The organism is Microbacterium sp. NPDC055988 (assembly GCF_042269505.1).
In the GTDB taxonomy this organism is placed as follows: domain Bacteria; phylum Actinomycetota; class Actinomycetes; order Actinomycetales; family Microbacteriaceae; genus Microbacterium.
Genome location: NZ_JBHJXY010000001.1, coordinates 944845 through 966261, shown reverse-complemented (window position 1 = coordinate 966261; position 21417 = coordinate 944845). Strand labels below are relative to the sequence as shown.

The following is a 21417-nucleotide window of genomic DNA, read 5'->3' as shown; positions in this document are numbered from 1 at the left end:
ACCGAAATCCCGCTTTCCTCTCTCCACCGACCGCGGGAATCCGGTCGGTCGAGGTCCCGCCGAACGCCGAGGCTGAGGGTCATGTACTCCCTCGCGCACAATCACGCCATCGCCTCCGACGCCAGCTGGGTCTGGATGCTGACCAGTTCCGAGATCGGCACGGCGATCTCGCTGCTCGAAGACGTCGGAGCCGTGCTGGTGTCGCTCGTCGATGCGTCGGATTGGCAGTCCGAGGGGTTCCGCGCCCTGCATGAGCGGCTGGCGCGACTGCGCGAAGACTGCGGCGCCGAGATCGGGCATCTTCAGGTGCGTCAGTGGGAGCTGAACGCCGGAGGAGTGGGATGAGCGGCCTGAACATCGAGCACGGCGGGGTGATCGCCGTCGACACCGAGCAGCTGCGCGATGTCGGGCGCCGGATGCGGACGGTGGCGATGCAGTGCGAGGAGGCTCGGGCCGCGATCATCCGCGCCGGCGCGCTGCTGGCCACTGAACCCGAGGTCGCCCCGCAGGTCGATATCGGCGCGTTGCATCGCACCGGGGAAGGCGTCGGCGTGCTGCGGGCGGAACTGGAGGACGCCTGTGCGGGCACGCTCCTGATGGCGGACGCGTTCGAGGTGGTGGAGCTCCGCGCGCAGGCCGACGCCCTCGCTCTCGCGGACGATGCAGCTGCGAAGACGATCCAGGCGCGAATCGATCGGCTCATCGACGGCGACGCGCGCGTCGGAGTGATGGCCGATTGGCTGGTGGCCGACTGGGTGGGGCGCCGCCACGGAGGTCTGCCCGAGCCGATGGGAGTCTTCGGGATGCTGCCGTCGCTGCTCCTGGCCGGCGGGTTCGCCGGCATCACCTCCTTGCTCGGGAAGGTGCCCGCCGGGACCGTCCTGAAGGGGGTGGCCGACCCGGTGCGCGTGACGCCCACCGCCACGTCGACCCCGGCCGGTGCGCCCAAGGGAGTGGCCGGCGCGCTCACGCGCATGCCGTCGACGAGTGCGCAGGTGGCGGTCGAGAAGTACACGATGGCCGACGGCGCGACCCGGTATGTGACCTACGTCAAAGGCACGCAGAACTCCGTGCCGTGGGAGGCCGGCGAAGAGGATCCGTGGGACATGAAGTCGAACCTGGAGCTCTATCAGGGGCAGCGGTCGGCGTCGTATCAGGCGACCGTCGACGCCCTGGCCGCCGCGGGCGCAGAGCCCGGAGACCGCGTGGACGTCGTCGGGTACTCGCAGGGCGGGATGATCGCCGCGCATCTCGCGATGGAGAGCGACTACGACGTCGCGATGCAGCTGACGGCGGGCAGCCCCCAGGAATCGTCGCTCGACGACGGTCAGACTCTCATCCAGCTCTCGCACTCGGACGACGTCGTCGCCAGGCTCGCCGCGGGAGGATCGGCCGAGGGAACCGGATCGCCCGACAGCTTTACCGCGTCACGCGAGGTCGACCCGCAGGACGGCCTGTACGACCTGTCGCTGCAGCCGCACGCGCTCGAGGCCTATATCGAGACCGCGCAGCTGGTGGACGCCTCCTCCGATCCGCGTGCCGAGGCGCTCGACGCCTACTGGCGGGAGCTCGGCGATGCCGTCGAGATCGAACGCACCGAATTCCATGCCGAGCGGGTGCGGGAGCAATGACCCTGGGGGGTGGTGTATCGGAGGTGTATCGTGCGTGTATGGCTCGCACGAACATCGACATCGACGACGATCTCGTCCGTGAGGTCATGCGCAGATACGACCTCTCCACGAAGAAGGAGGCGGTCGATCTCGCGCTTCGCCGTCTCGTCGGCGTGCCCCTGACCAAGGACTTCCTCCTCGGTCTGAAGGGCACGGGATGGAGCGGAGACCTCGACGCGATGCGCGACGATCCGCCGTCCCCGTGGGGCGACGCGTGATCCTCGTCGAATCCTCCGCGTGGATCGCCTACCTTCGTGGCCTCGACGTGCCGGTCGTCGAACGACTCGATGGACTGATCGGCGCGGGCGCGGACATCGCGATCACAGAGCCGGTGATCATGGAGCTGCTCGCCGGGGCGCGGCGACCGCAGGAGCTCGCGAGGGTGGAGGCGCTCGCGAACGGGTTGCCGCTCGCGCCGTTGCGCACACTCACCGACTTCCGAGATGCGGCAGAGCTCTACCGAGCCTCGGCGGCGAACGGGCACCCGGTCCGCAGCATGGTCGACTGCCTGATCGCCGCCGTCGCGATACGCCGCGACATCCCGCTCCTGCACGCTGACAGGGACTTCGAGTTCCTCGCCGAGATCAGTCCGCTCCGGCTCGACGTCGAGGCGTAGTCGCCGGGCTCAGTCGCGGCGCGAGCGATTCTTCTGCGGGCGGAGGATGAAGCCGAAGATGCCGTTGATCACCGAGATGATGAGCGCAGCGAGCACGCCCCACCAGAAGTCGCCGACCGTCAGACCCCAGCCGAAGCCGCTCGTGATCCACGCGGTCAGCCACAGCAGGAACCCGTTGATCAGGAATCCGATCAGGCCGAACGTGATGATGTAGAGCGGGAACGCGACGATCTTCACGACCGTGCCGATGATCGTGTTGACGATGGCGAAGATCGCGGCCACCGCCAGCAGTGTCAGGACGACCTGCAGGGTCTCGCCGGGCGGGAACGCCCTGATCGTGACCTGGAGGGCGGGGATCAGCGTGACGACCCAGATGGCGAACGCGTTGACGACGACACGGATGATGAAGCGCATAGTCCGACCAGTGTCGCACGGACGCCGGGACGTGTCAGCCTGCGGTGTCGCTCACGGGAATTCGGTTCGCGCGGATGCGCTGCTCCGACTCGTCGAGATCGATCGTGCCGGAGGCGATGCCGATGACCAGATCGAATGCGTCATCTGTCGTGAAGCGGTGCTTCCATCCGTTGATCCACAGGAACGCCACGAAGCTCGTCCACGCTGTCCGCTTGTTGCCGTCGAACAGCGGGTGGTTGCGTGCGAGAGATTCGAGGAGCGCAGCGGCCTTTCGATCGATCGTTTCGTAGGCGTCGTCGCCGAACAGTGAAGCCGCGGGTCTCGCGAGGGCCGAGGCGAGCAGGCCTGCATCCCGAACGTGAAATCCGAGCCTTTCGACGATCTGGAGACCGTCTTCCAGGGTGAGGTACTCGGTCATGCGTCTTCGAGGCGCTCGAGCAGGGCTTTGTCATTGTCGAGCACGAAGTCAACGGCGGAATCCACGAGAGCCGAGCGGCTCGTGTCATTCGCGAACCGCGTCGCCGCCTCGATGATCACCGCGTGCTTCGACATGTGCCGCGCACGCGCGATCGCCTCGAGCTGTGCATCGAGTTCTTCCGGGAGCCGCACCGTCATCGCCATACCAAAATGGTACCACCGCCGATGTCGCGTGAACAGGGCCATCCCCGCCTCCGCCCCCTCGTAGACTCGACCCGTGACCGAGCCGACCCTGCCCCGCATCCGACCCGCCATCGCCGCCCTCGCGCCGTACCGGCAAGGCAAGCAGGCAGGGCCCGACGCGTTCAAGCTCTCGAGCAACGAGAACCCGTTCGAGCCGCTCCCCTCCGTGCTCGAAGCGCTGCAGCGCACGACGCCGATCAACCGTTACCCCGACGCCACCGCCGGCCGTCTGCGCGAGCGCCTCGGTGCGCGCTACGGCGTCGACCCCGAGCAGGTGCACGTCGCCTCCGGCAGCGTCTCGATCCTGCACCAGCTGATCCTCGCGACCGCGTCCGTCGGCGATGAGGTCATCTACGCCTGGCGCTCCTTCGAGGCCTACCCGAGCCTGCCGCTCGTCGCCGGCGCGACCGGGGTGCAAGTACCGCTCACCGCCGATTCCCGCCACGACCTCGACGCGATGGCGGATGCCGTCACCGAGCGCACCCGCGCGATCATCCTCTGCACCCCGAACAACCCGACCGGGCCGATCATCACCTCGGCGGAGTTCGCGGCCTTCGTCGAGCGGGTCCCGAGCGACATCCTCGTCATCCTCGACGAGGCGTACGCCGAGTTCGTCACGGCGCCGGATGCCGTCGACGGTCTGGCCGAGCGCGTGTTCGAGCGGCATCCGAACGTGGTCGTGCTGCGCACCTTCTCGAAGGCCTACGGCCTCGCCGGCCTCCGGGTCGGCTACGCGATCGGGCACGAGAAGGTGCTGGATGCCGCACGCACCACGGGCATCCCGCTCTCGGTCACGTCCGCCGCCGAGAACGCCGCCATCGCGAGCCTCGACGCCGAACCGGAACTCCTCGAGCGCGTGGCTGTGATCGTCGAGCGGCGCGGCCGTCTGGTGGAGGGGCTTCGCGCGCAGGGGTGGGACGTCCCGGACTCCCAGTCGAACTTCGTGTGGCTGCCGACCGGCGACCGCACCGACGAGGTGGCTGCTGCCTTCGTCGAGAACGACCTCATCGTGCGTCCGTTCTCGGGCGACGGCATCCGCATCTCCGTCGGCGAGGAAGCCTCCCTCGACCGCGTGCTCGAGGTCGCCGCCTCGGTTCGCTGATCCGCGCTCGCCGCGGCTTTCCGCGGTTTTCTCCGGCTTCCGGGCAGTTACAAGGGGCCCCTAGGTATGCGTGACCGGGCATGCCGACGCGGGTAGCGTGAGAGCGTGACCACCCCCGAGACCCCCCTTGTGAGCGTTCTGGACGAGACCGGACGGTTCGCGCCATCCGCCGCCGCCGAGCGATATCTTCCCCTGATCGAGGCGATCGGCGATGCGGAGCTCGAGCAGTTCTACCGCGACATGGTCGTCATCCGCGCGATCGACACCCAGGCCACGAACCTGCAGCGGCAGGGGCAGCTCGCCCTGTGGCCGCCGAGCCGTGGACAGGAGGCCGCGCAGGTCGGCTCCGGTCGTGCCGCTCGAGCGCAGGACACGATCTTCCCCTCGTACCGCGAGCACGCCGTCACCCGCATCCGCGGCGTCGACCCGGTCGACATCATCAAGCTGATGCGCGGCGTCTCGCACGGCGGATGGGACCCGACCGATCCCAAGAACGGCAACACGCGTCTCTACACGCTCGTGCTCGGATCGCAGGTGCTGCACGCGGCCGGCTACGGGATGGGTCTCGCGTTCGACGGTCGCACGGGCACCGGTGATGCGGACCGCGACGAGGCCGTGATGGTCTACTACGGCGACGGCGCCTCCAGCCAGGGCGACGTGCACGAGGCGATGGTCTTCGCCGCGAGCTACCAGGCGCCGACCGTCTTCTTCCTCCAGAACAACCACTGGGCGATCTCTGTGCCCGTGTCCACGCAGTCGCGCGTCCCGCTCGTGCAGCGCAGCGCCGGCTACGGCATCCCGAGCGTCCGGGTCGACGGCAACGACGTGCTCGCCAGCTACGCGGTCTCGCGGGTCGCGCTCGACGAGGCCCGCAGCGGCAAGGGCCCGCAGGCGATCGAGGCCGTCACCTACCGCCTCGGCGCGCACACCACGAGCGACGACCCGACGAAGTACCGTGGCAGCGACGAGGAGCAGTACTGGGCCGGCCGCGACCCGATCGTCCGGATGCGCGCGTTCCTCGAGAACCGCGGTGCATCCGCGCAGCTGTTCGCCGACGTGGAGGCGGAGGCGGCGGATGCTGCGGAAGACCTTCGCGCCCGCAGCGTCGAGCTCGGACCGCCCAGCGCCGACAAGATGTTCGACCACGTGTACAGCGAACCGCATCCGCTGATCGACCAGCAGAAGGCCTGGCACGCGCAGTACGAGGCGTCCTTCGAAGGAGAAGCCCGATGACCCTCGAGACGATGCCGCTCAGCAAGGCCCTGAACGCGGGCATGCGCAAGGCGATGGAGAACGACCCGAAGGTCCTGCTCATGGGCGAGGACATCGGCAAGCTCGGCGGCGTCTTCCGCGTGACCGAGCACCTGCAGCGGGACTTCGGCGACCGCCGGGTGCTCGACACCCCACTCGCCGAGTCCGGGATCGTCGGCACCGCGATCGGCATGGCGATGGTCGGATACCGCCCGGTCATCGAGATCCAGTTCGACGGTTTCGTGTTCCCGGCCTTCGATCAGATCACCACGCAGCTCGCGAAGCTCACCAACCGGCACGAGGGTGCGCTCAGCATGCCGATCGTGATCCGCATCCCGTACGGCGGGCATATCGGCGCGGTCGAGCACCACCAGGAGAGCCCGGAGGCGTACTTCGCGCACACTCCCGGCCTGCGCGTGGTCTCGCCGTCGACGCCCAACGACGCCTACTGGATGATCCAGGAGGCGATCGCCTCGAACGACCCCGTGATCTTCATGGAGCCGAAGAGCCGGTACTGGCAGAAGGGCGAGGTCGAGCTCGACTCCTCCGCCGTCCCGCTGCACTCCTCGCGCGTCGTCCGCACGGGCAGCGACGTGACCCTCGTCGGCCACGGCGCCATGGTCACCACGCTGCTGCAGGCGGCCGCGCTCGCCGAGGCCGAGGGCACTAGCTGTGAGGTCGTCGACGTGCGCTCCCTCTCGCCGGTCGACTACGAGCCCATCCTCGACTCCATCCGCAAGACCGGACGCATGGTCTACGCGCAGGAGGCCCAGGGCTTCGGGAGCATCGGCGGCGAGATCGCGGCCACCGTCATGGAGCGCGCGTTCTATGCGCTCGAGGCTCCGGTGCTGCGCGTCTCCGGCTACGACACCCCGTTCCCGCCGGCGAAGCTCGAGGGCGCATATCTCCCGGATGCGGACCGCATCCTCGAAGCCGTCGACCGTTCACTGGCCTACTGACATCCCCGCTCGGCCGAAAGGACTCGTCATGAGCACGCAGAACTTCAACCTCCCCGATGTCGGAGAGGGCCTGACCGAGGCGGAGATCGTCGCCTGGAAGGTCGCCCCCGGTGACACGGTCGCGATCAACGACGTCATCTGCGAGATCGAGACGGCCAAGTCGCTCGTGGAGCTGCCGTCTCCGCACGCGGGCGTCGTCGGCGAGCTGCTCGCCGCCGAAGGATCAACGGTCGAGGTCGGTTCGCCGATCATCACGTTCGTGACGGATGCACGCGACGACGCAGGTCCCGGCGTCGTCGCCACGGCCGAGGCCCCTGCGCCGGAGGAGGGCGGCGGCTCGGTGCTCGTCGGGTACGGCACAGGCGGCGGTGCGACCTCGCGCCGTAAGCGTCCGGCAGAGCGCCCGGTCCGCTCCTCGGTGGGCGTGATCGCCAAGCCGCCGATCCGCAAGCTCGCCCGCGACCTCGGCGTCGACCTCACCGCGGTCGCCGCGACCGGCGCCGACGGCGAAGTCACCCGCGACGACGTCGTCAAGCACGCCTCCCAGGCCAGCGTCTTCCGCAACATCGAGACCCCGGAGTGGGGCGACGTCCGCGAGGAGACGGTGCCCGCGCCGCAGGCCGCTCCAGCCGGCCTCGCTCGCGGCCTCACCGCGACCCGTCCTTCCGCCGCCGGCGACGACCGCACCGAGTCCATTCCGGTGAAGGGTGTGCGCAAGGCCACGTCCTCGGCCATGGTGCAGAGCGCGTACTCGGCCCCGCACGTGACGGTCTGGAAGGAGGTCGACGCCAGCCGCACGATGGAGCTCGTGAAGCGACTCAAGGCCTCGCCCGACTATGCCGACATCAAGGTCTCGCCGCTGCTCATCGTGGCCCGCGCCGTGATCTGGGCGGCTCGCCGGACGCCGATGGTGAACGCCGCCTGGATCGAGACGGATGCCGGCGCCGAGATCGCCGTGCGCCACTACGTGAACCTCGGTATCGCCGCGGCCACCCCGCGCGGCCTGCTCGTGCCGAACATCAAGGACGCGCAGGACCTGAGCATGAAGGACCTGGCACGGGCGCTGAACCGCCTGACGCTCACGGCGCGCGAGGGCAAGACGCCGCCGGCCGATCAGCAGGGCGGCACCATCACGATCACCAACATCGGCGTGTTCGGGATGGATGCCGGCACCCCGATCATCAACCCCGGCGAGGCCGGCATCGTGGCGATGGGCACCATCAGCCAGAAGCCGTGGGTCGTCGACGGCGAGGTGCGTCCGCGCTGGGTGACCACCGTCGCCGGATCCTTCGACCACCGCGTGATCGACGGCGACGGCATGAGCCGTTTCATCGCCGACGTGGCATCCGTGCTCGAGGAGCCTGCGCTGCTGGTTGAGTGAGGCTTAGCCGCAGCATCCGGAATGAAGGAGATCTCGCGTTCTGAAGGACCCCATCCCCGGGATGCTCCTTCGCAACGCGAGATCTCCTTCGCGTTGTGCGCGGCCGGGCGGGGCGGGGGACAGGCCGGACGAGGCGCCGCGGACTGATCCTGCGCTACGCGGTCACGCGCAGGCGTTGCTCGGCGAGGAGCGGCACGGTGCGTTCGCGGGCGGCGCGCCGCGCGGTGGCGACCGCGCCGACCGAGACGACCTCGGCGCCGAGCGTCGAGGCGAGGATCTCGGGCGCGGGGAGGTGCAGCTCTTCCGGGAGGATGCGTCGGGCGGCAGCGAGCACGGGCTCGATGCTCTCGGCCACCGCGCCGCACACGACCACGCGTGCCGGGTCGTACATGCTGCCGAGCACGCCGACGATTCGAGCGACCACCGCGCCCACGCGTTCGGCGACGAGCAGGGCGTCGGGGTCACCGGACGCGGCGAGAGTCAGCACGAGGCGCGGGTCTATGCGCTCCTCATCCACCAGGCGGCCGAGCGCGCCGTCGGCCGGGACGGCGCGCTCGGCCACAGCTGCTCGCGCCGCCTCCTGCAGGGAGTACGGCAGTCCGTTGGCGGAGCCGACTCCGACGATGTGGTCGAACACGACGCCCTCGCCCACGCCGCCGTGGGCTCCGTGGAGCACGTGCCCGTCGACGACGACCCCGCCGCCGTAGCGCTCGCTCGAGAGCAGGGCGACGTAGTCCCGGCATCCGATGGCCGCGCCGAGTGCTCCCTCGGCGACAGCGGCGAGCTGCGCATCGTTCTTGATCTCGACAACGGGTGCCCATGCGCCCAGCGCCTCGGCGAGGCCGGGGTTGGTGCGCTCCCAGAAGCCGTCGGGGTGTGGAGGCGAGATGCCGTCACGGTCGACGGGTGCCGCGACGCCGACGCAGACGGCCAGCACGCGGTCGCGGGCGACTCCCGCCTCATCGAGTGCGGCGCCCAGGGATTCGACGATCAGCGCGCGCCGTGCGGCCGCGGACTGCGTCTGGTCGGCCGAGACGCGGTGATGAACCAGGGTCTGGTCGAGCGGATCGGCCACGGTGACCGCGATGTGGGTGTCGCCGGCGTCGATGCCGACCACGACGCCGAGGTCGGGGGAGAGCGCGAATCGGCGGGCGGGTCGCCCCGAGCGGTAGCTTCCGGCGACGCGAGCGTTCGGGAGCTCACGGAGCACCTCCGCGCCGACCAGGGTGTCGATCGCGTCGATCGCGGTCGAGCGGGTCAGCGACGTGCTCGCCATGACGTCGGTGGCGGTGAACTCGCCCGCGTCCCACGCGAAGCCGAGGATGGCGCCGACGCTCGCGCGGCCGGTGCCGAGTCCTGCGGAGACTTCTGTCACGCCCCTTGCCTTCCTGTCGCCCGAATGAGAGAGTACCGTTCGTCAGAGTAAATTCGCTCACTAGATTTACTTTGCGGATCTACCCATCGAAAGGACGACGGTGTCTGTTGAACGAACACGCGCGACGCGGCTCGTAGCCGCAGCCCTCGGCGCGACACTGGTCGGCACCGCCCTCGCGGGCTGCTCCGCCGACTCGGGGGCGGAGACCATCCGCTTCACCTTCAGCAAGCGTGAGGCGATCGAATTCATGACCGCTCTCGTCGCCGACTACAACTCCTCGCAGAGCGACGTGAAGGTCGAGATCGACACTTCGGGAGTCGACGTCGTCTCCGCCAGCTTCGTGCGCGGCAACCCGCCCGACATCATGCTGGCGAACTACAACTATGAGGTCGCGAGGTTCGTGCAGCGCTGCGCACTCACCGACCTCTCCGAGACCGATGCGGCGGCGAGCATCCGCGACGACCTGCAGCCACTCATGGACCAGTACGGTTCGTGCGAGGGGCGGCAGAGCGCCCTGCCCTACTCGGTGATGGCCGCATCCGTCATCTACAACAAGGACATCTTCGAGGCGCAGGGACTCGAGGTCCCGCAGACCTGGGACGAGCTGCTCGCCGTCTGCGACCAGCTGAAGGCCGCGGGCATCGACCCGTTCTACGGCACCTTCAAGGACGACTGGACAGTCGGTCAGGGCTGGTACGACTACACGGCGGGAGGCTCGGTCGACGTCATCGAGTTCTTCGACGCGCTCGCCGAGGAGGGGGCGGATGTCGGACCTGACTCGGAGGTGTCGTTCGAGAAGGACTTCGCCGAGCCCATGGACCGGATGCTGCAGCTCGCGAACGACTACACCAACGCGGATGCCGCGAGCCGCGCGTACGGCGACGGGAACCTGGCCTTCGGGAAGGGTGAGGCGGCCATGTACCTCCAGGGGCCCTGGGCGTTCAGCGAGATCGCGAAGACCGCGCCCGACCTGGCCCTCGGCACCTTCCCGCTCCCGATGACCGACGACCCCGCCGACCTCGAGGTGCGGGTCAACATGGACCTCGCCGTGATGATCCCGGAGGAGTCGCAGCATCAGGAGGCCGCCCGCGACTTCCTGGAGTACCTGTACCTGCCCGAGCACATCGAGGAGTACAACGCCTCGCAGCTCGGCTTCACCCCGACGAAGGATGCTCCGGCTCCGGAAGACCCTCGAATCGAGGGGATGATCCCCTACTACGAGGAGGGACGGATCTATCAGGGGCCCTCCGTGCTGGTGCCCAAGACCCTCCCGATCTTCAACTACGCACAGGCGATGGTGCTCGGGGCCTCCCCGGCGGGCATCCTGCGCACCATGGACGCGGACTGGGCGCGCATCGCCTTCCGCGCCCCCATCCCGTCGACCGGCGAAACCTCGTCCGGCGACGCTTCCGCATCCGGCGAGACAGAGGAGTCCGCGCCATGACCACCACGACGGCCCCGACCGACACGACCGCGATCGTCACCGGCGGTGGCGCACGCACGCTCCGTCGGCGCAGCCGCCGGGTCGAGCCCATCTACTACCTGTTCCTGTTGCCGACCCTCGTGATCTTCACCCTCGCGATCACGGTCCCGGGTGTCATCGGCATCTTCTTCAGCTTCACCGATTCGATCGGCATCGGCGCGTGGAGTTTCAACGGCTTCACGAACTACATCGCCCTGTTCAGTGATCCGGCGATCTTGCAGAGCTACCTGTTCACGTTCGGCTTCTCGATCGCCACGGTCATCGTGGTCAACGTGATCGCGTTCCTGCTCGCGGTCGGCCTCACCTCCCGCATCCGCTTCAAGACGGGGCTGCGCACGATCTTCGTGATCCCGATGGTGATCTCGGGCATCATCATCGCGTACGTCTTCAACTTCCTCTTCTCGAACTCGATCCCCGCGGCGGGCGCGGCGGCCGGCATCCCGTGGTTGGAGACGAGCCTGCTCGCCAACCCCGACCTGGCCTGGGTGGCCATCGTGATCGTCACCGCCTGGCAGGCCGTACCCGGCACCCTGCTCATCTACATCGCGGGACTCCTGTCGGTGCCCGGCGAGGTCTACGAGGCGGCCAGCATCGACGGCGCCAGCAGGACGCAGCAGCTGACCCGCATCACGATCCCTCTCGTCGCGGGCTACGTCGTGATCAACGTGATCCTCGGATTCAAGGGTTTCCTCAACGCCTACGACATCATCGTCGGCCTCACCAACGGCGGACCCGGAACCTCTACCCGGAGCGTCGCGATGACGATCATCGCGGGCTTCAACGGCGGCGACTACGCCTATCAGATGGCCAACGCGACCATCTTCTTCATCGTCGCCGTGCTCATCTCCCTCCTCCAGCTGTCGCTGACGCGCGGAAGGAACGCCCTCTGATGTCGACGCAGACGATCACCACGCAGACCGCTTCCGGCAAGAAGCCGCGCACCCGTATGGAGCGCGTGAACTGGTCGGGCACGATCATCCTCATCCTGTGCGCCGTCACGGTGCTGCTACCGCTGTACGTCACGATCTCGATGGCATTCAAGACGACGGGGCAGGCTGTCGACGGCAATGCGTTCTCGCTTCCCGCGCCGTTCAGCATCGACGGCTTCGTGGAGGCCTGGAACCTCACGAAGTTCCCGGTCGGAGCCGGCATCTCGCTCCTCGTCACCGCCGGGACCGTGGTCGCGACCATCGTGCTCGCGGCCTTCGCGTCGTACGCGATCGTGCGCAACTGGGACCGACGCCTGTTCCGCTACTCGTTCTTCTACCTGCTCGCGGCGATGTTCATCCCGTTCCCCGTCGTCGCCCTGCCGCAGATCCAGCTCACCGGACGTGTCGGACTCGACAATCCGCTCGGTGTGATCATCCTGGCGACGATGTTCCAGCTCAGCTTCAGCGTGCTGCTGTTCACCGCGTTCCTGCGTTCGATCCCGATCGAGCTCGAGGAGAGCGCCCGCATCGACGGAGCCACCACGTGGCAGACGTTCTGGAGGTTGATCTTCCCGCTGCTCGCCCCGATGAGTGCGACGGTCGGCATCTTCGCCTTCCTCTACGCCTGGAATGACTTCATGATGCCGTCGCTGATCATCTCCGATCCGGCGATGCAGACCCTGCCCGTGCGGCAGAACCTGTTCCAGAACCAGTTCAGCAACAACTACAACGTGTCCTTCGCCTCGTACCTGATGGCGATGGCCCCGGCGATCCTGGCGTACCTGTTCACGCAGCGCTTCGTCATGGAGGGCGTCACGCAAGGCGCCGTCAAGGGCTAGGGATGCTTCGACAGGCTCAGCAACCCAACACTGGGTCCCTGAGCTTGTCGAAGGGCCCACCACGAGAACCACCGCAAGAAAGAAGAAGGAGTACTCACCCCTCATGACCGATTCGCTTCTCACCGAGACCCGCGAAGACGACAGGACGGCTGCATGGTGGCGCCAGGCCGCCGTGTACCAGATCTACCCCCGCAGCTTCGCCGACGCGAACGGCGACGGGATCGGCGACATCCCGGGCATCGTCTCCCGTGTCGACTACCTCGCCGAGCTGGGCATCGACGCGGTCTGGCTGAGCCCGTTCTATCCCTCTGAGCTCGCCGACGGGGGCTACGACGTCGCCGACTACCGCGACGTCGACCCGCGCCTGGGGACCCTCGCCGACTTCGATGCGATGGTCGAGGCGCTGCACGCGCGCGGCATCCACGTCGTCGTCGACATCGTCCCGAATCACACTTCGGATCAGCACGCGTGGTTCCAGGAGGCGCTGGCCGCCGGTCGCGGCTCGGCTGCGCGCGGACGGTACATCTTCCGCGAGGGCACCGGCCCCGACGGGTCCGAGCCGCCCACCGACTGGGTGTCGGTGTTCGGCGGCAGCGCATGGGAGCGGGTCGAGGACGGCCAGTGGTACCTGCACAACTTCGCGAAGGAGCAGCCCGACCTCGATTGGGACAACCCGGAGGTGCGCGAGGACTTCCTGAAGACCCTGCGCTTCTGGTCCGATCGCGGAGTCGACGGGTTCCGCATCGACGTCGCCCACATGCTCACGAAGGATCTGAGGGATCCGCTGCCGAGCCGGGTCGAGCTCGACGCGATGGACCGCACCTCGGGGACCCATCCGATGATCGACCGCGACGACGTGCACGAGATCTACGCCGAGTGGCGCCGGGTCTTCAACGAGTACGACCCGCCCCGCACGGCCGTCGCCGAGGCCTGGGTCGACACTCCGGAGCGCCGCGCGCGTTACGCCTCCGCCGAGGGGCTGGGACAGGCGTTCAACTTCGATCTGCTGGTCGCCGACTTCGATGCGACGCAGTTCCGCGAGATCATCGTCGACAACCTCGAGCAGGCGCAGGCCACCGGGTCGTCGACGACCTGGGTGCTCTCGAACCACGATGTCACCCGTCACGCCACGCGCTACGGGCTCGCTCCGCTGCACGGGCGCGCGGTGAAGCAGGGCACCGAGTGGGTCAAGGCGGGCGGTCCGGCAGAAGCCCTCGATCGCGAGGGCGGACTCCGCAGGGCGCACGCCGCGACCCTGCTGCTGCTCGGCCTGCCCGGCAGCACATACCTGTACCAGGGAGAGGAGCTCGGTCTGCACGAGGTGGCCGAGATCACACCGGAGCAGCGTCAGGATCCCGGATTCTTCCGCGGCGCCGACTTCGACGGTCTCGGCCGGGACGGATGCCGCGTGCCGCTGCCCTGGACCGCCGGCGGTTCCTCGTACGGCTTCGGCGCGGAGGGCGCGCACCTGCCGCAACCGGCCTGGTTCGCCGAGTCCGCCGTCGACGTCGAGGCGGCCGACTCTTCGTCGACGCTGTCGCTGTACCGCGAGGCGCTGCGCCTGAGGCGCCTGCTGCAGACCGGCGAGACGCTGGAGTGGATCGACACCGGACGCGCCGACGTGCTGCGCTTCGCCCGCCCGAACGGATGGCAGATCGTGACGAATTTCGGCACCGAGCCGTTCGACCTCGGTGCGGATGCCGCGGACGTCGTGCTTTCGAGCGCTCCGCTCTCCGGCTCCGCTCTTCCCGGTGAGGCCACCGCGTGGGTCGCCCCGGCGGCGTTGCTCGGCTGAGGCCGAGTAGGCGATTTGATAATGGTTCTCATTAGCGTTTAGAGTGAGGGCATGAAGAAGCCCGTCGTCGCCCTCGCCCTCGCATCCGTCGCCGCTCTCACGCTGGCCGGATGCTCCACCACCCCGGCAGCGGGAGAGGGCGACGACGGCACCATCACGGTCGTCGCGAGCACCAACGTCTACGGAAACATCGCTGCGACGATCGGCGGAGACCGCGTCGACGTCGAGTCGCTCATCACCTCCGCGTCGCAGGACCCGCACTCCTACGAGGCGACCGCGCGCGACCGCCTCACGGTGCAGAAGGCCGATCTGGTGATCGAGAACGGCGGCGGGTACGACGCCTTCGTCGACACGCTGCTGCAGGACGCGAACGACCCGCACGTCGTCACGGCGGTCGAGTTCTCGCACGACTTCCCCGGCAACGAGGGGCACGAGGGCGAGGCCGAGCACGACCACGCCGAGGATGAGTCCCACGACCACGATCACGCCGAGGGCGAAGAGGGTCACGAGGGCCACAACCACATCGAGGGCTTCAACGAGCACGTCTGGTTCGACCCGCACACCATGATCCATGTCGTCGAGGCGATCTCCGACGAGCTGTCCGAGCTCGACCCCGACGGGGCGAAGGAGTTCGCCGCCAACGCCGACGACCTCATCGCCGACCTGGAGGGCTTCGAGGCCGACCTCGAGACCATCAAGACGGATGCCGCAGGGGCCACGGTCTTCATGACCGAACCGCTGCCCGGCTACCTCGCTGCTGCCGCCGGCCTGACCGACGTCACCCCCGGGGGATTCGCCGAGTCGGTCGAGGAGGGCAGTGATGTCGCGCCTGCCGTGCTGCTCGAAGCGCTCACGGTGATCGAAGACGAACAGGCCACTGCTCTGCTGACCAACGCGCAGACCGGAGGAGCGGAGACCGAGCGTGTGGAGGCCGCCGCGAAGGATGCCGGCATCCCCGTCGTCGCCTTCACGGAGCTGCTCGAGGACGGATCGTCGTACTCTGAGTGGATGAGTGACGCGATCAAGAGCCTCGCCGCCGCCGTCCAGCCGTGAGCGGGGGCGCTCCGGTCCTCGAGATCTCCGACGCCGCACTTCACCGCGGGGATCGCGAACTCTGGTCAGGGCTCGACCTGACGGTGCAGCCCGGCGAGTTCATCGCGGTGCTCGGCCCATCCGGGTCGGGCAAGACCACGCTGCTGCGCAGCATCCTCGGCCTGCAGCCGCTGTCTTCCGGGTCGATCCGCGTCGCGGGGGAGCCCGTGCACCGCGGCAACTCCCGCATCGGGTACATCCCGCAGCAGCGCAACCTCGCTCCCGACACCAGTATGCGAGCTCGGGATCTGGTGGGGCTCGGCGTCAGCGGAAGCCGTTTCGGGTTCCCGGTCCCGCACCGCGGTGACCGCGCCAAGGTCGACCGGCTGCTCGATGCGGTGGGCGCCTCGCACTTCGCCGATCGTCGTGTCGGCCTGCTCTCGGGTGGCGAGCAGCAGCGGTTGCGGGTGGGACAGGCTCTCGCCGACGAGCCGGCGCTGCTGCTGTGCGACGAGCCGCTGTCGAACCTCGACCTGGCCAACCAGCTCGCCGTGACCGACATCATCGACCGCCAGCGCCGTGAGCGCGAGGCCGCGGTGCTGTTCGTCACGCACGACATCAACCCGATCCTCGGCCGCGTCGACCGCATCCTGTACATCGCCGGCGGCCGGTTCCTCCTGGGCACCCCGGATGAGGTGCTGCAGACCCGCGTGCTCAGCGACCTCTACGGCACCCCGGTGTTCGTGCTCCGCGCGGGCGACCGGCTGGTCGTCGTCGGCGTGCCGGATGCCGAGCCGCACCACGACCACGGCGACCACCACGAACACGGAGGAGCGGCATGAGCGTCTCCGCGGCCATGGTGCCGATGGTCGACTGGAGCGACGTCTTCTCGTTCCAGGACTACGGCGAGCTCGTCGCCCTGCTCTCGAACTCGATCATCGCGGGCGCTGTCCTCGGCATCGTCGGCGGTCTGATCGGCGTCTTCGTGATGCAGCGCGACCTGGCCTTCGCGGTGCACGGCGTGAGCGAGCTGTCTTTCGCGGGTGCCGCAGCTGCCCTGCTGTTCGGCGGCAGCGTGGTGTTCGGCTCATTGGCCGGCGCCCTCGTCGCGGCGATCCTGATCGGCATCCTCGGCGCCAAGGCCAGGGACCGGAACTCGATCGTCGGAGTGCTGATGCCGTTCGGCCTGGGCCTCGGCATCCTGTTCCTCTCCCTGTACGACGGCCGCAGCGCCAACAGGTTCAGCCTGCTGACCGGGCAGATCGTCTCGGTGTCCAGCCCCGACCTCGGCTGGCTCATCGGCATCAGCATGGTCGTGCTGATCGGGCTGCTGGTGATGTGGAACCCGCTGCGGTTCGACTCGCTCGACCCGGAATCGGCCGCCGCCCGCGGAGTGCCCACGCGCGCCGTGAGCCTGCTGTTCATGGTGCTGCTGGGTCTCATCGTCGCGGTGAGCGTGCACATCATCGGCGCGCTGCTGGTGATGGCGCTGCTGGTCACACCCGCAGCCGCCGCGATGCGGGTCACGGCCGGCCCCATCGCCGTGCCGCTGCTGTCCGCTCTGTTCGGGTTCGTCTCGGCCGTCGGCGGGATCCTGCTCGCCCTCGCCGGCACCCTGCCCGTCAGCCCGTACATCACGACCCTCTCGTTCACCATCTACGTCGTGTGCTGGATCGTGCAGCGTTCGCGCGCCAGGGTGCGGCGTGTCGCAGCCTGAAATCCACTCCCAGCCGTCGCCAACCGCCGCGGCCTAGACTCTTCGTATGGCTCAGCGGAACACCTGGCAGCGCGAACGCGTGCGCGAAGCACTCGCCGACGCGCGCGGTTTCGTGAGCGCGCAGAACCTGCACGCCTCGCTGCGCGACGACAACACGGGCATCGGCCTCGCCACCGTGTACCGCGCTCTCGCCGGGCTCGCCGCATCCGGTGACGCGGATTCGCTGCAGAGTCCCGAGGGTGAGGCGCTGTATCGCGCCTGCACGACGCAGGGCCACCACCACCACCTCATCTGCCGGTCCTGCGGCCTGACGGTCGAGATCGAGGCCAAGGACGTCGAGCAGTGGGCGCACCGCACCGCGGCGCTGCACGGATTCACGGATGCCGCGCACGTGGTCGACATCTTCGGGCTGTGCACGCCGTGCACGAACAAGCGCGACGCCGAGAGGGCCGCGTCCGCGTGAGCCCCTCCGCAGCAACGGCGACCCGTCACGGCCACTCCCATCGCCCGGCACCCTCGCCCCGATCGGCATGGATCGGCGTCGGCCTCGGCGCCGTCATCATCGCGGCGCTGTTCCTGATCGACGCCTTCCTTCCGAAGCTCTTCCCCGCAGCTCTCCCGACCCGCGCGCAGGACGGCCTCACCCTCGCGCTGAGCGTGCTGATCGAGGCGCTGCCGTTCGTGATCCTCGGCGTGCTGCTGTCGATCGTGGTGCAGGTGTGGCTGCCGGCCGACGTCATCCACCGCTGGCTGCCCCGGCGGGCATGGGCTCGCCGTGCCGTGCTGTCGCTGCTCGGCATGCTGATCCCGGTGTGCGAGTGCGGCAACGTGCCCTTCGCCCGCGGCCTGATGATGCGCGGGCTCGCTCCGGCCGAGGCGATGACCTTCCTCATCGCGGCGCCCATCGTGAACCCGATCGTGATCCTCACCACGCATGCGGCGTTCGGCTGGGACGGCGGCATCCTGGTCGCCCGTCTCGTCGGCGGCTACCTGATCGCGAACCTGATCGGCTGGATCTACAGCCGCCACCCCGACCCCGACGGCATGCTCACGCAGCGCTTCGTCGACACGTGCGACCGCGTGACGCACGAGCCCGGCACGCCGGTGCGGCGCAGTCTCACGCAGTTCCTCGTCGAGCTGCGTGCCGTGATGCCGGCGCTGGTGATCGGCTCGGCGCTCGCGGGAGCCGTGCAGGTGCTCATCCCGCGCGAGTGGCTGCTGGCGATCGGGTCGAACCCGGTGCTGTCGATCGTCGCGATGATGATCCTGGCGATGACCGTCGCTATCTGCTCGAACGTCGACGCCTTCTTCGCCCTGTCGTTCGCCTCGACGTTCTCGTCCGGTGCGATCGTCGCCTTCCTGCTGGTCGGTCCGCTCGTCGACGTCAAGATGCTCGCGCTCATGCGCACCACGTTCACGACGCGCACCCTCGTCGGCATCGTGGGAATCGTGCTCGCCTCGGCCTTCGCCATCGGGATCGGGGTGAACGTCCTTGTCTGAGCAGACCGTCGCCCGCGTGCGCGCGCTCGGCACCCGCTGGCTGGGTGTGGGCCTCGCGGCCGTGATCTCTGTCGTCACACTCGGACTCGGCCTCACCGGGCGCCTCAACCTCTACATCAGTCCCGAGTCGGTGTGGTTCGCGTGCACCGCCGCAGTCGTCACACTCGCCGGTGCGATCTGGTCCTGCACTCTCCCACTGGGGGAGGAGGGCGACCACGGACACGACCACGGGCCTGCTCCGGAAACATCGGATGCCGTCGATGACGCGGATCACGGCTCGTCCCCCACATCCCGTCGACGCTCGCTCGCGGGTGTCGGAGCGGTCGCGGGCGGTGTGATCGCCACGGGTGTCGTGGCAGCCGCCCTCGTGCTGCCGCCCGCCTCGCTGTCGGTCGAGCTCGCGATGTCGCGCGCGGGGGAGCAGAGCGCCCTGTTCGCGGGTGCCGACACGGTCGCGCTCGGCGTCGCCGACACGTCCACCTTCGGCGTGGGCGACTGGGCGAGCGTCTTCGCCGCGTCCACGAACACCGCCGCCTATGACGGTGCACCCGTGACGCTCACGGGCTTCGTGACGCCCGACTCGTCGGGCGATGACGGCGTGAACCTCACGCGACTGGTCATCACGCACTGCGTGATCGACGCGCAGACCGCTGCGCTGCCCGTCGACGTCGATCCGGAAGACTATGCGACCGGCCAGTGGGTCGAGATCACCGGCACCGTGCGGGCGGACGCCGACGGAAAGCTCCGTATCGAGCCGACCGATGTCGTCGCGATCGACGAGCCGGGGGATCCGTATGAGTACTGACGACGATCGCCCCGAGGTGCCCGCCGTTCCGCAGACCCGTGCGGAGATGCGCGCGGCCAGAGAGGCGGCCGAGGCGGCGGAGGCCGAACGGATCGACCGCGCGCTCGCGACGCACCATGAGACCGAGCCGAGCGTCGACGAGCCGCGTGCCGATGCGGGCGAGACCTCTGCGCGTGAGGCGGCCGCTCGTGAAGCCGTCGCTCGGGAAGCTGCCGCTCGCGAAGCCGCCGCTCGCGAAGCCGCCGTCCGTGAGGCGGGCGATCGCGAGGTCGCCGAGCAGGAAGCCGCTGCCCGAAAGATGGCCGCCTTCGAGGCCACCGCTAGGGAAGATGCCGAGGCTACGGCACTCCCCTCCGTGCCCGTCCCCACGGCGCCCGTCTTCATCGGCGCCACTCCCGCCGGCTCGGTTCCCGTCGCCGGAGAGCCCGAGCTCGAGGTGGAGGCCGCCGCCGCGCGCGAAGAAGCATCCGCTCCGACCGACTCCCGTGGTCCGTCCGCAGGCGAGCCCGCCCGCACTCCCGCGACGTCACGCGGTTTCCTCCTCACGATCGGTGCGGTCCTCGGCGTGCTGGTGCTCGTGGGCGCCGGATTCGGCATCGTGAGTCTCCTGCAGGGGCCACGGGTCAGCGAGGTGCAGGTCGATGCCGCTCAGGCGATCGAGTCGTCCGGAAGCAGGGTCATCCTCACGGCGAATCAAGCCCTCGCGCCGATCGACCCCGAGCAGGTCACCGTCGAGCCGGCCGTGCCGTTCACGGTCGACGCATCGGGGCGCGGCGTCGGCGTCCGCTTCACGGTTCCGCTCGACGACTCCACGAAGTACACGGTCCGCGTCGCCGATGTCACCGGTGCCGGCGGAGGTCCGTCGACGACGCTGACGACGAGTTTCGAGACCCCGGCGTCTCACATCTTCATCCTGCGCCGCGACGTCGACGGCAAGGACAAGATCTTCCTCACCGACCTCAAGGGCGACGGGGTGGCGGTCTACGAGCATGACAAGATCAACGACTTCCGCGCGACCTCGAACCAGCTCGTCGTCGCGGTCGAGGAGGACGAGGGGTCCCGGCTGCTCGTGATGGATCGTGATGGGAAGAACCAGCGCGAGCTGAAACTCCCGGGCGACGGCTACGTGGGCGCGATCCAGGTCTCCGAGCGCGGCGGCCTCGTCGGCTACAGCTACTCCGACCGTGAGTTGAGCGACGACGAGGGGCGAGCGAGCGTGCTGGTCACGCAGTCGCTGAACGGCAAGGACGATCCTCAGATCATCGAGGTCGCGGGCAAGGAGGCAAGCGTCTTCGTCTGGCAGTTCGTGCCCGACAGCGCCGCCGTGCTGTTCATCGACTTCGACGGAGCGCTCTCGCTCGTCGACCGCTCCACCGACGCGGGGGTGCAGTCCCTCGGGCTCGCCGCGACCATCCAGGGCATCTCCCGGGGCACGTACACGGCGATCGTCGAGCGACTCGACGCCACCGTTGTCGAACTCAATCTCGCCGACGGATCCGAGCAGCCGCTCGCGGCATCCGATCCCGACTACGGCACGGCCTCCTCGATCACGCCCTACCCCGGCGGCACCCTGCGGCACGTGGTCTCGCGTGACGATGCGGGGCTTCCGGTCGGGCAGGCGGTGATCCGCGTCGACGACGACGGCAAGGCGACTCCGCTGGTCGAGGTCAGCTCGGCGGATTCGATCCTGCAGGCGTGCGCGTCGCCGAGCGGCCAGTACGCGGCCGTCGTCATCGCGCCCGAACTGGCGAGCAACCCGTATGACGGGATGCTGCTCCCGCTGCCCGAGAACGTCGAGACGCACCTGATCGACATGGAGTCGGGCAAGGAGATGGTCGCCCTCACCGGCTTCGATGTCTCCTGGTGCCAGACGGCACCGCGGTTCTGAC

23 protein-coding genes are annotated in these 21417 nt (G+C 68.8%); 19 read left to right on the top strand and 4 right to left on the bottom strand.

The window, feature by feature from the left end; all coding sequences use genetic code 11:
- The first annotated feature begins 81 nt into the window (after nucleotides 1–81).
- The 4 genes from ACFC14_RS04785 to ACFC14_RS04770 are packed head-to-tail and all read left to right on the top strand — an operon-like array spanning nucleotide 82 to nucleotide 2286.
- Entirely contained in the window at nucleotides 82–345 is a 264-nt protein-coding gene (locus ACFC14_RS04785) for a hypothetical protein (protein WP_376101450.1), read from the top strand.
- Nucleotides 342–1631: a hypothetical protein gene (locus ACFC14_RS04780; RefSeq protein WP_376101449.1), complete on the top strand. Its 1290-nt coding sequence runs from the start codon at nucleotides 342–344 to the stop codon at nucleotides 1629–1631. The genes ACFC14_RS04785 and ACFC14_RS04780 overlap by 4 nt, the downstream gene beginning before the upstream one ends.
- 38 nt (nucleotides 1632–1669) lie before the next feature.
- Entirely contained in the window at nucleotides 1670–1888 is a 219-nt protein-coding gene (locus ACFC14_RS04775; protein WP_136041907.1) for a type II toxin-antitoxin system VapB family antitoxin, read from the top strand.
- Complete coding sequence (locus ACFC14_RS04770) at nucleotides 1885–2286, top strand: PIN domain nuclease (protein ID WP_376101448.1); 402 nt, start codon at nucleotides 1885–1887, stop codon at nucleotides 2284–2286. The genes ACFC14_RS04775 and ACFC14_RS04770 overlap by 4 nt, the downstream gene beginning before the upstream one ends.
- A 9-nt stretch (nucleotides 2287–2295) precedes the next feature.
- Here ACFC14_RS04770 and ACFC14_RS04765 read toward each other — a convergent pair whose 3' ends face one another.
- The 3 genes from ACFC14_RS04765 to ACFC14_RS04755 are packed head-to-tail and all read right to left on the bottom strand — an operon-like array spanning nucleotide 2296 to nucleotide 3321.
- A complete protein-coding gene (locus ACFC14_RS04765) occupies nucleotides 2296–2700 on the bottom strand; it encodes a phage holin family protein (protein WP_136041909.1) in 405 nt (134 codons plus the stop codon).
- A 34-nt stretch (nucleotides 2701–2734) separates the two neighbouring features.
- Entirely contained in the window at nucleotides 2735–3118 is a 384-nt protein-coding gene (locus ACFC14_RS04760) for a type II toxin-antitoxin system death-on-curing family toxin (protein ID WP_376101447.1), read from the bottom strand.
- Entirely contained in the window at nucleotides 3115–3321 is a 207-nt protein-coding gene (locus tag ACFC14_RS04755) for a ribbon-helix-helix protein, CopG family (protein WP_105711711.1), read from the bottom strand. The genes ACFC14_RS04760 and ACFC14_RS04755 overlap by 4 nt, the downstream gene beginning before the upstream one ends.
- A 73-nt stretch (nucleotides 3322–3394) precedes the next feature.
- Here ACFC14_RS04755 and ACFC14_RS04750 point away from each other — a divergent pair, with 73 nt between their 5' ends.
- The 4 genes from ACFC14_RS04750 to ACFC14_RS04735 all read left to right on the top strand — a co-directional run bounded on the left by ACFC14_RS04750 (nucleotide 3395) and on the right by ACFC14_RS04735 (nucleotide 8053).
- Nucleotides 3395–4462, top strand: coding sequence for a histidinol-phosphate transaminase (locus tag ACFC14_RS04750; RefSeq protein ID WP_376101446.1), 1068 nt, complete (start codon nucleotides 3395–3397; stop codon nucleotides 4460–4462).
- Nucleotides 4463–4567: 105 nt separating this feature from the next.
- Entirely contained in the window at nucleotides 4568–5695 is a 1128-nt protein-coding gene (locus tag ACFC14_RS04745) for a thiamine pyrophosphate-dependent dehydrogenase E1 component subunit alpha (RefSeq protein WP_376101445.1), read from the top strand.
- The gene (locus tag ACFC14_RS04740; protein WP_136041914.1) at nucleotides 5692–6672 is read left to right on the top strand and encodes an alpha-ketoacid dehydrogenase subunit beta; all 981 of its coding nucleotides are present in this window, start codon (nucleotides 5692–5694) and stop codon (nucleotides 6670–6672) included. The genes ACFC14_RS04745 and ACFC14_RS04740 overlap by 4 nt, the downstream gene beginning before the upstream one ends.
- A 28-nt stretch (nucleotides 6673–6700) precedes the next feature.
- Nucleotides 6701–8053 (top strand): dihydrolipoamide acetyltransferase family protein, encoded by a 1353-nt coding sequence (locus ACFC14_RS04735; RefSeq protein WP_376101444.1) that lies wholly within the window; start codon nucleotides 6701–6703, stop codon nucleotides 8051–8053.
- Nucleotides 8054–8207: 154 nt separating this feature from the next.
- Here the strand turns inward: ACFC14_RS04735 and ACFC14_RS04730 are convergent, their stop codons facing one another.
- Entirely contained in the window at nucleotides 8208–9428 is a 1221-nt protein-coding gene (locus tag ACFC14_RS04730; RefSeq protein ID WP_376101443.1) for an ROK family protein, read from the bottom strand.
- A gap of 100 nt (nucleotides 9429–9528) precedes the next feature.
- Between ACFC14_RS04730 and ACFC14_RS04725 the strand changes: the two genes are divergently transcribed.
- The 11 genes from ACFC14_RS04725 to ACFC14_RS04675 all read left to right on the top strand — a co-directional run bounded on the left by ACFC14_RS04725 (nucleotide 9529) and on the right by ACFC14_RS04675 (nucleotide 21416).
- Entirely contained in the window at nucleotides 9529–10872 is a 1344-nt protein-coding gene (locus ACFC14_RS04725; RefSeq protein ID WP_376101442.1) for an ABC transporter substrate-binding protein, read from the top strand.
- Nucleotides 10869–11801, top strand: coding sequence for a carbohydrate ABC transporter permease (locus ACFC14_RS04720; protein WP_205820304.1), 933 nt, complete (start codon nucleotides 10869–10871; stop codon nucleotides 11799–11801). The genes ACFC14_RS04725 and ACFC14_RS04720 overlap by 4 nt, the downstream gene beginning before the upstream one ends.
- Nucleotides 11801–12679, top strand: a complete 879-nt coding sequence (locus ACFC14_RS04715; RefSeq protein ID WP_376101441.1) for a carbohydrate ABC transporter permease — start codon at nucleotides 11801–11803, stop codon at nucleotides 12677–12679. Before ACFC14_RS04720 ends, ACFC14_RS04715 begins: the two co-directional genes overlap by 1 nt.
- A 103-nt stretch (nucleotides 12680–12782) precedes the next feature.
- The gene (locus tag ACFC14_RS04710; protein ID WP_376101440.1) at nucleotides 12783–14474 is read left to right on the top strand and encodes a glycoside hydrolase family 13 protein; all 1692 of its coding nucleotides are present in this window, start codon (nucleotides 12783–12785) and stop codon (nucleotides 14472–14474) included.
- 51 nt (nucleotides 14475–14525) lie between these two features.
- On the top strand, nucleotides 14526–15527 hold the full coding sequence (locus ACFC14_RS04705) for a metal ABC transporter solute-binding protein, Zn/Mn family (protein WP_376101439.1): 1002 nt from the start codon (nucleotides 14526–14528) through the stop codon (nucleotides 15525–15527).
- On the top strand, nucleotides 15524–16348 hold the full coding sequence (locus ACFC14_RS04700) for a metal ABC transporter ATP-binding protein (RefSeq protein ID WP_376101438.1): 825 nt from the start codon (nucleotides 15524–15526) through the stop codon (nucleotides 16346–16348). The genes ACFC14_RS04705 and ACFC14_RS04700 overlap by 4 nt, the downstream gene beginning before the upstream one ends.
- Nucleotides 16349–16362: 14 nt before the next feature.
- On the top strand, nucleotides 16363–17223 hold the full coding sequence (locus ACFC14_RS04695; protein ID WP_376107105.1) for a metal ABC transporter permease: 861 nt from the start codon (nucleotides 16363–16365) through the stop codon (nucleotides 17221–17223).
- A 46-nt stretch (nucleotides 17224–17269) separates the two neighbouring features.
- Nucleotides 17270–17686 carry a Fur family transcriptional regulator gene (locus ACFC14_RS04690; RefSeq protein ID WP_136041922.1) on the top strand — a complete coding sequence of 139 codons (417 nt, stop codon included), beginning with the start codon at nucleotides 17270–17272 and terminating at the stop codon, nucleotides 17684–17686.
- Nucleotides 17683–18723 (top strand): permease, encoded by a 1041-nt coding sequence (locus ACFC14_RS04685; RefSeq protein WP_205820305.1) that lies wholly within the window; start codon nucleotides 17683–17685, stop codon nucleotides 18721–18723. The genes ACFC14_RS04690 and ACFC14_RS04685 overlap by 4 nt, the downstream gene beginning before the upstream one ends.
- Nucleotides 18716–19528: a TIGR03943 family putative permease subunit gene (locus tag ACFC14_RS04680; RefSeq protein ID WP_376101437.1), complete on the top strand. Its 813-nt coding sequence runs from the start codon at nucleotides 18716–18718 to the stop codon at nucleotides 19526–19528. Before ACFC14_RS04685 ends, ACFC14_RS04680 begins: the two co-directional genes overlap by 8 nt.
- Nucleotides 19518–21416, top strand: a complete 1899-nt coding sequence (locus ACFC14_RS04675) for a hypothetical protein (protein WP_376101436.1) — start codon at nucleotides 19518–19520, stop codon at nucleotides 21414–21416. The genes ACFC14_RS04680 and ACFC14_RS04675 overlap by 11 nt, the downstream gene beginning before the upstream one ends.
- The last annotated feature ends 1 nt before the right edge of the window (nucleotide 21417 follow it).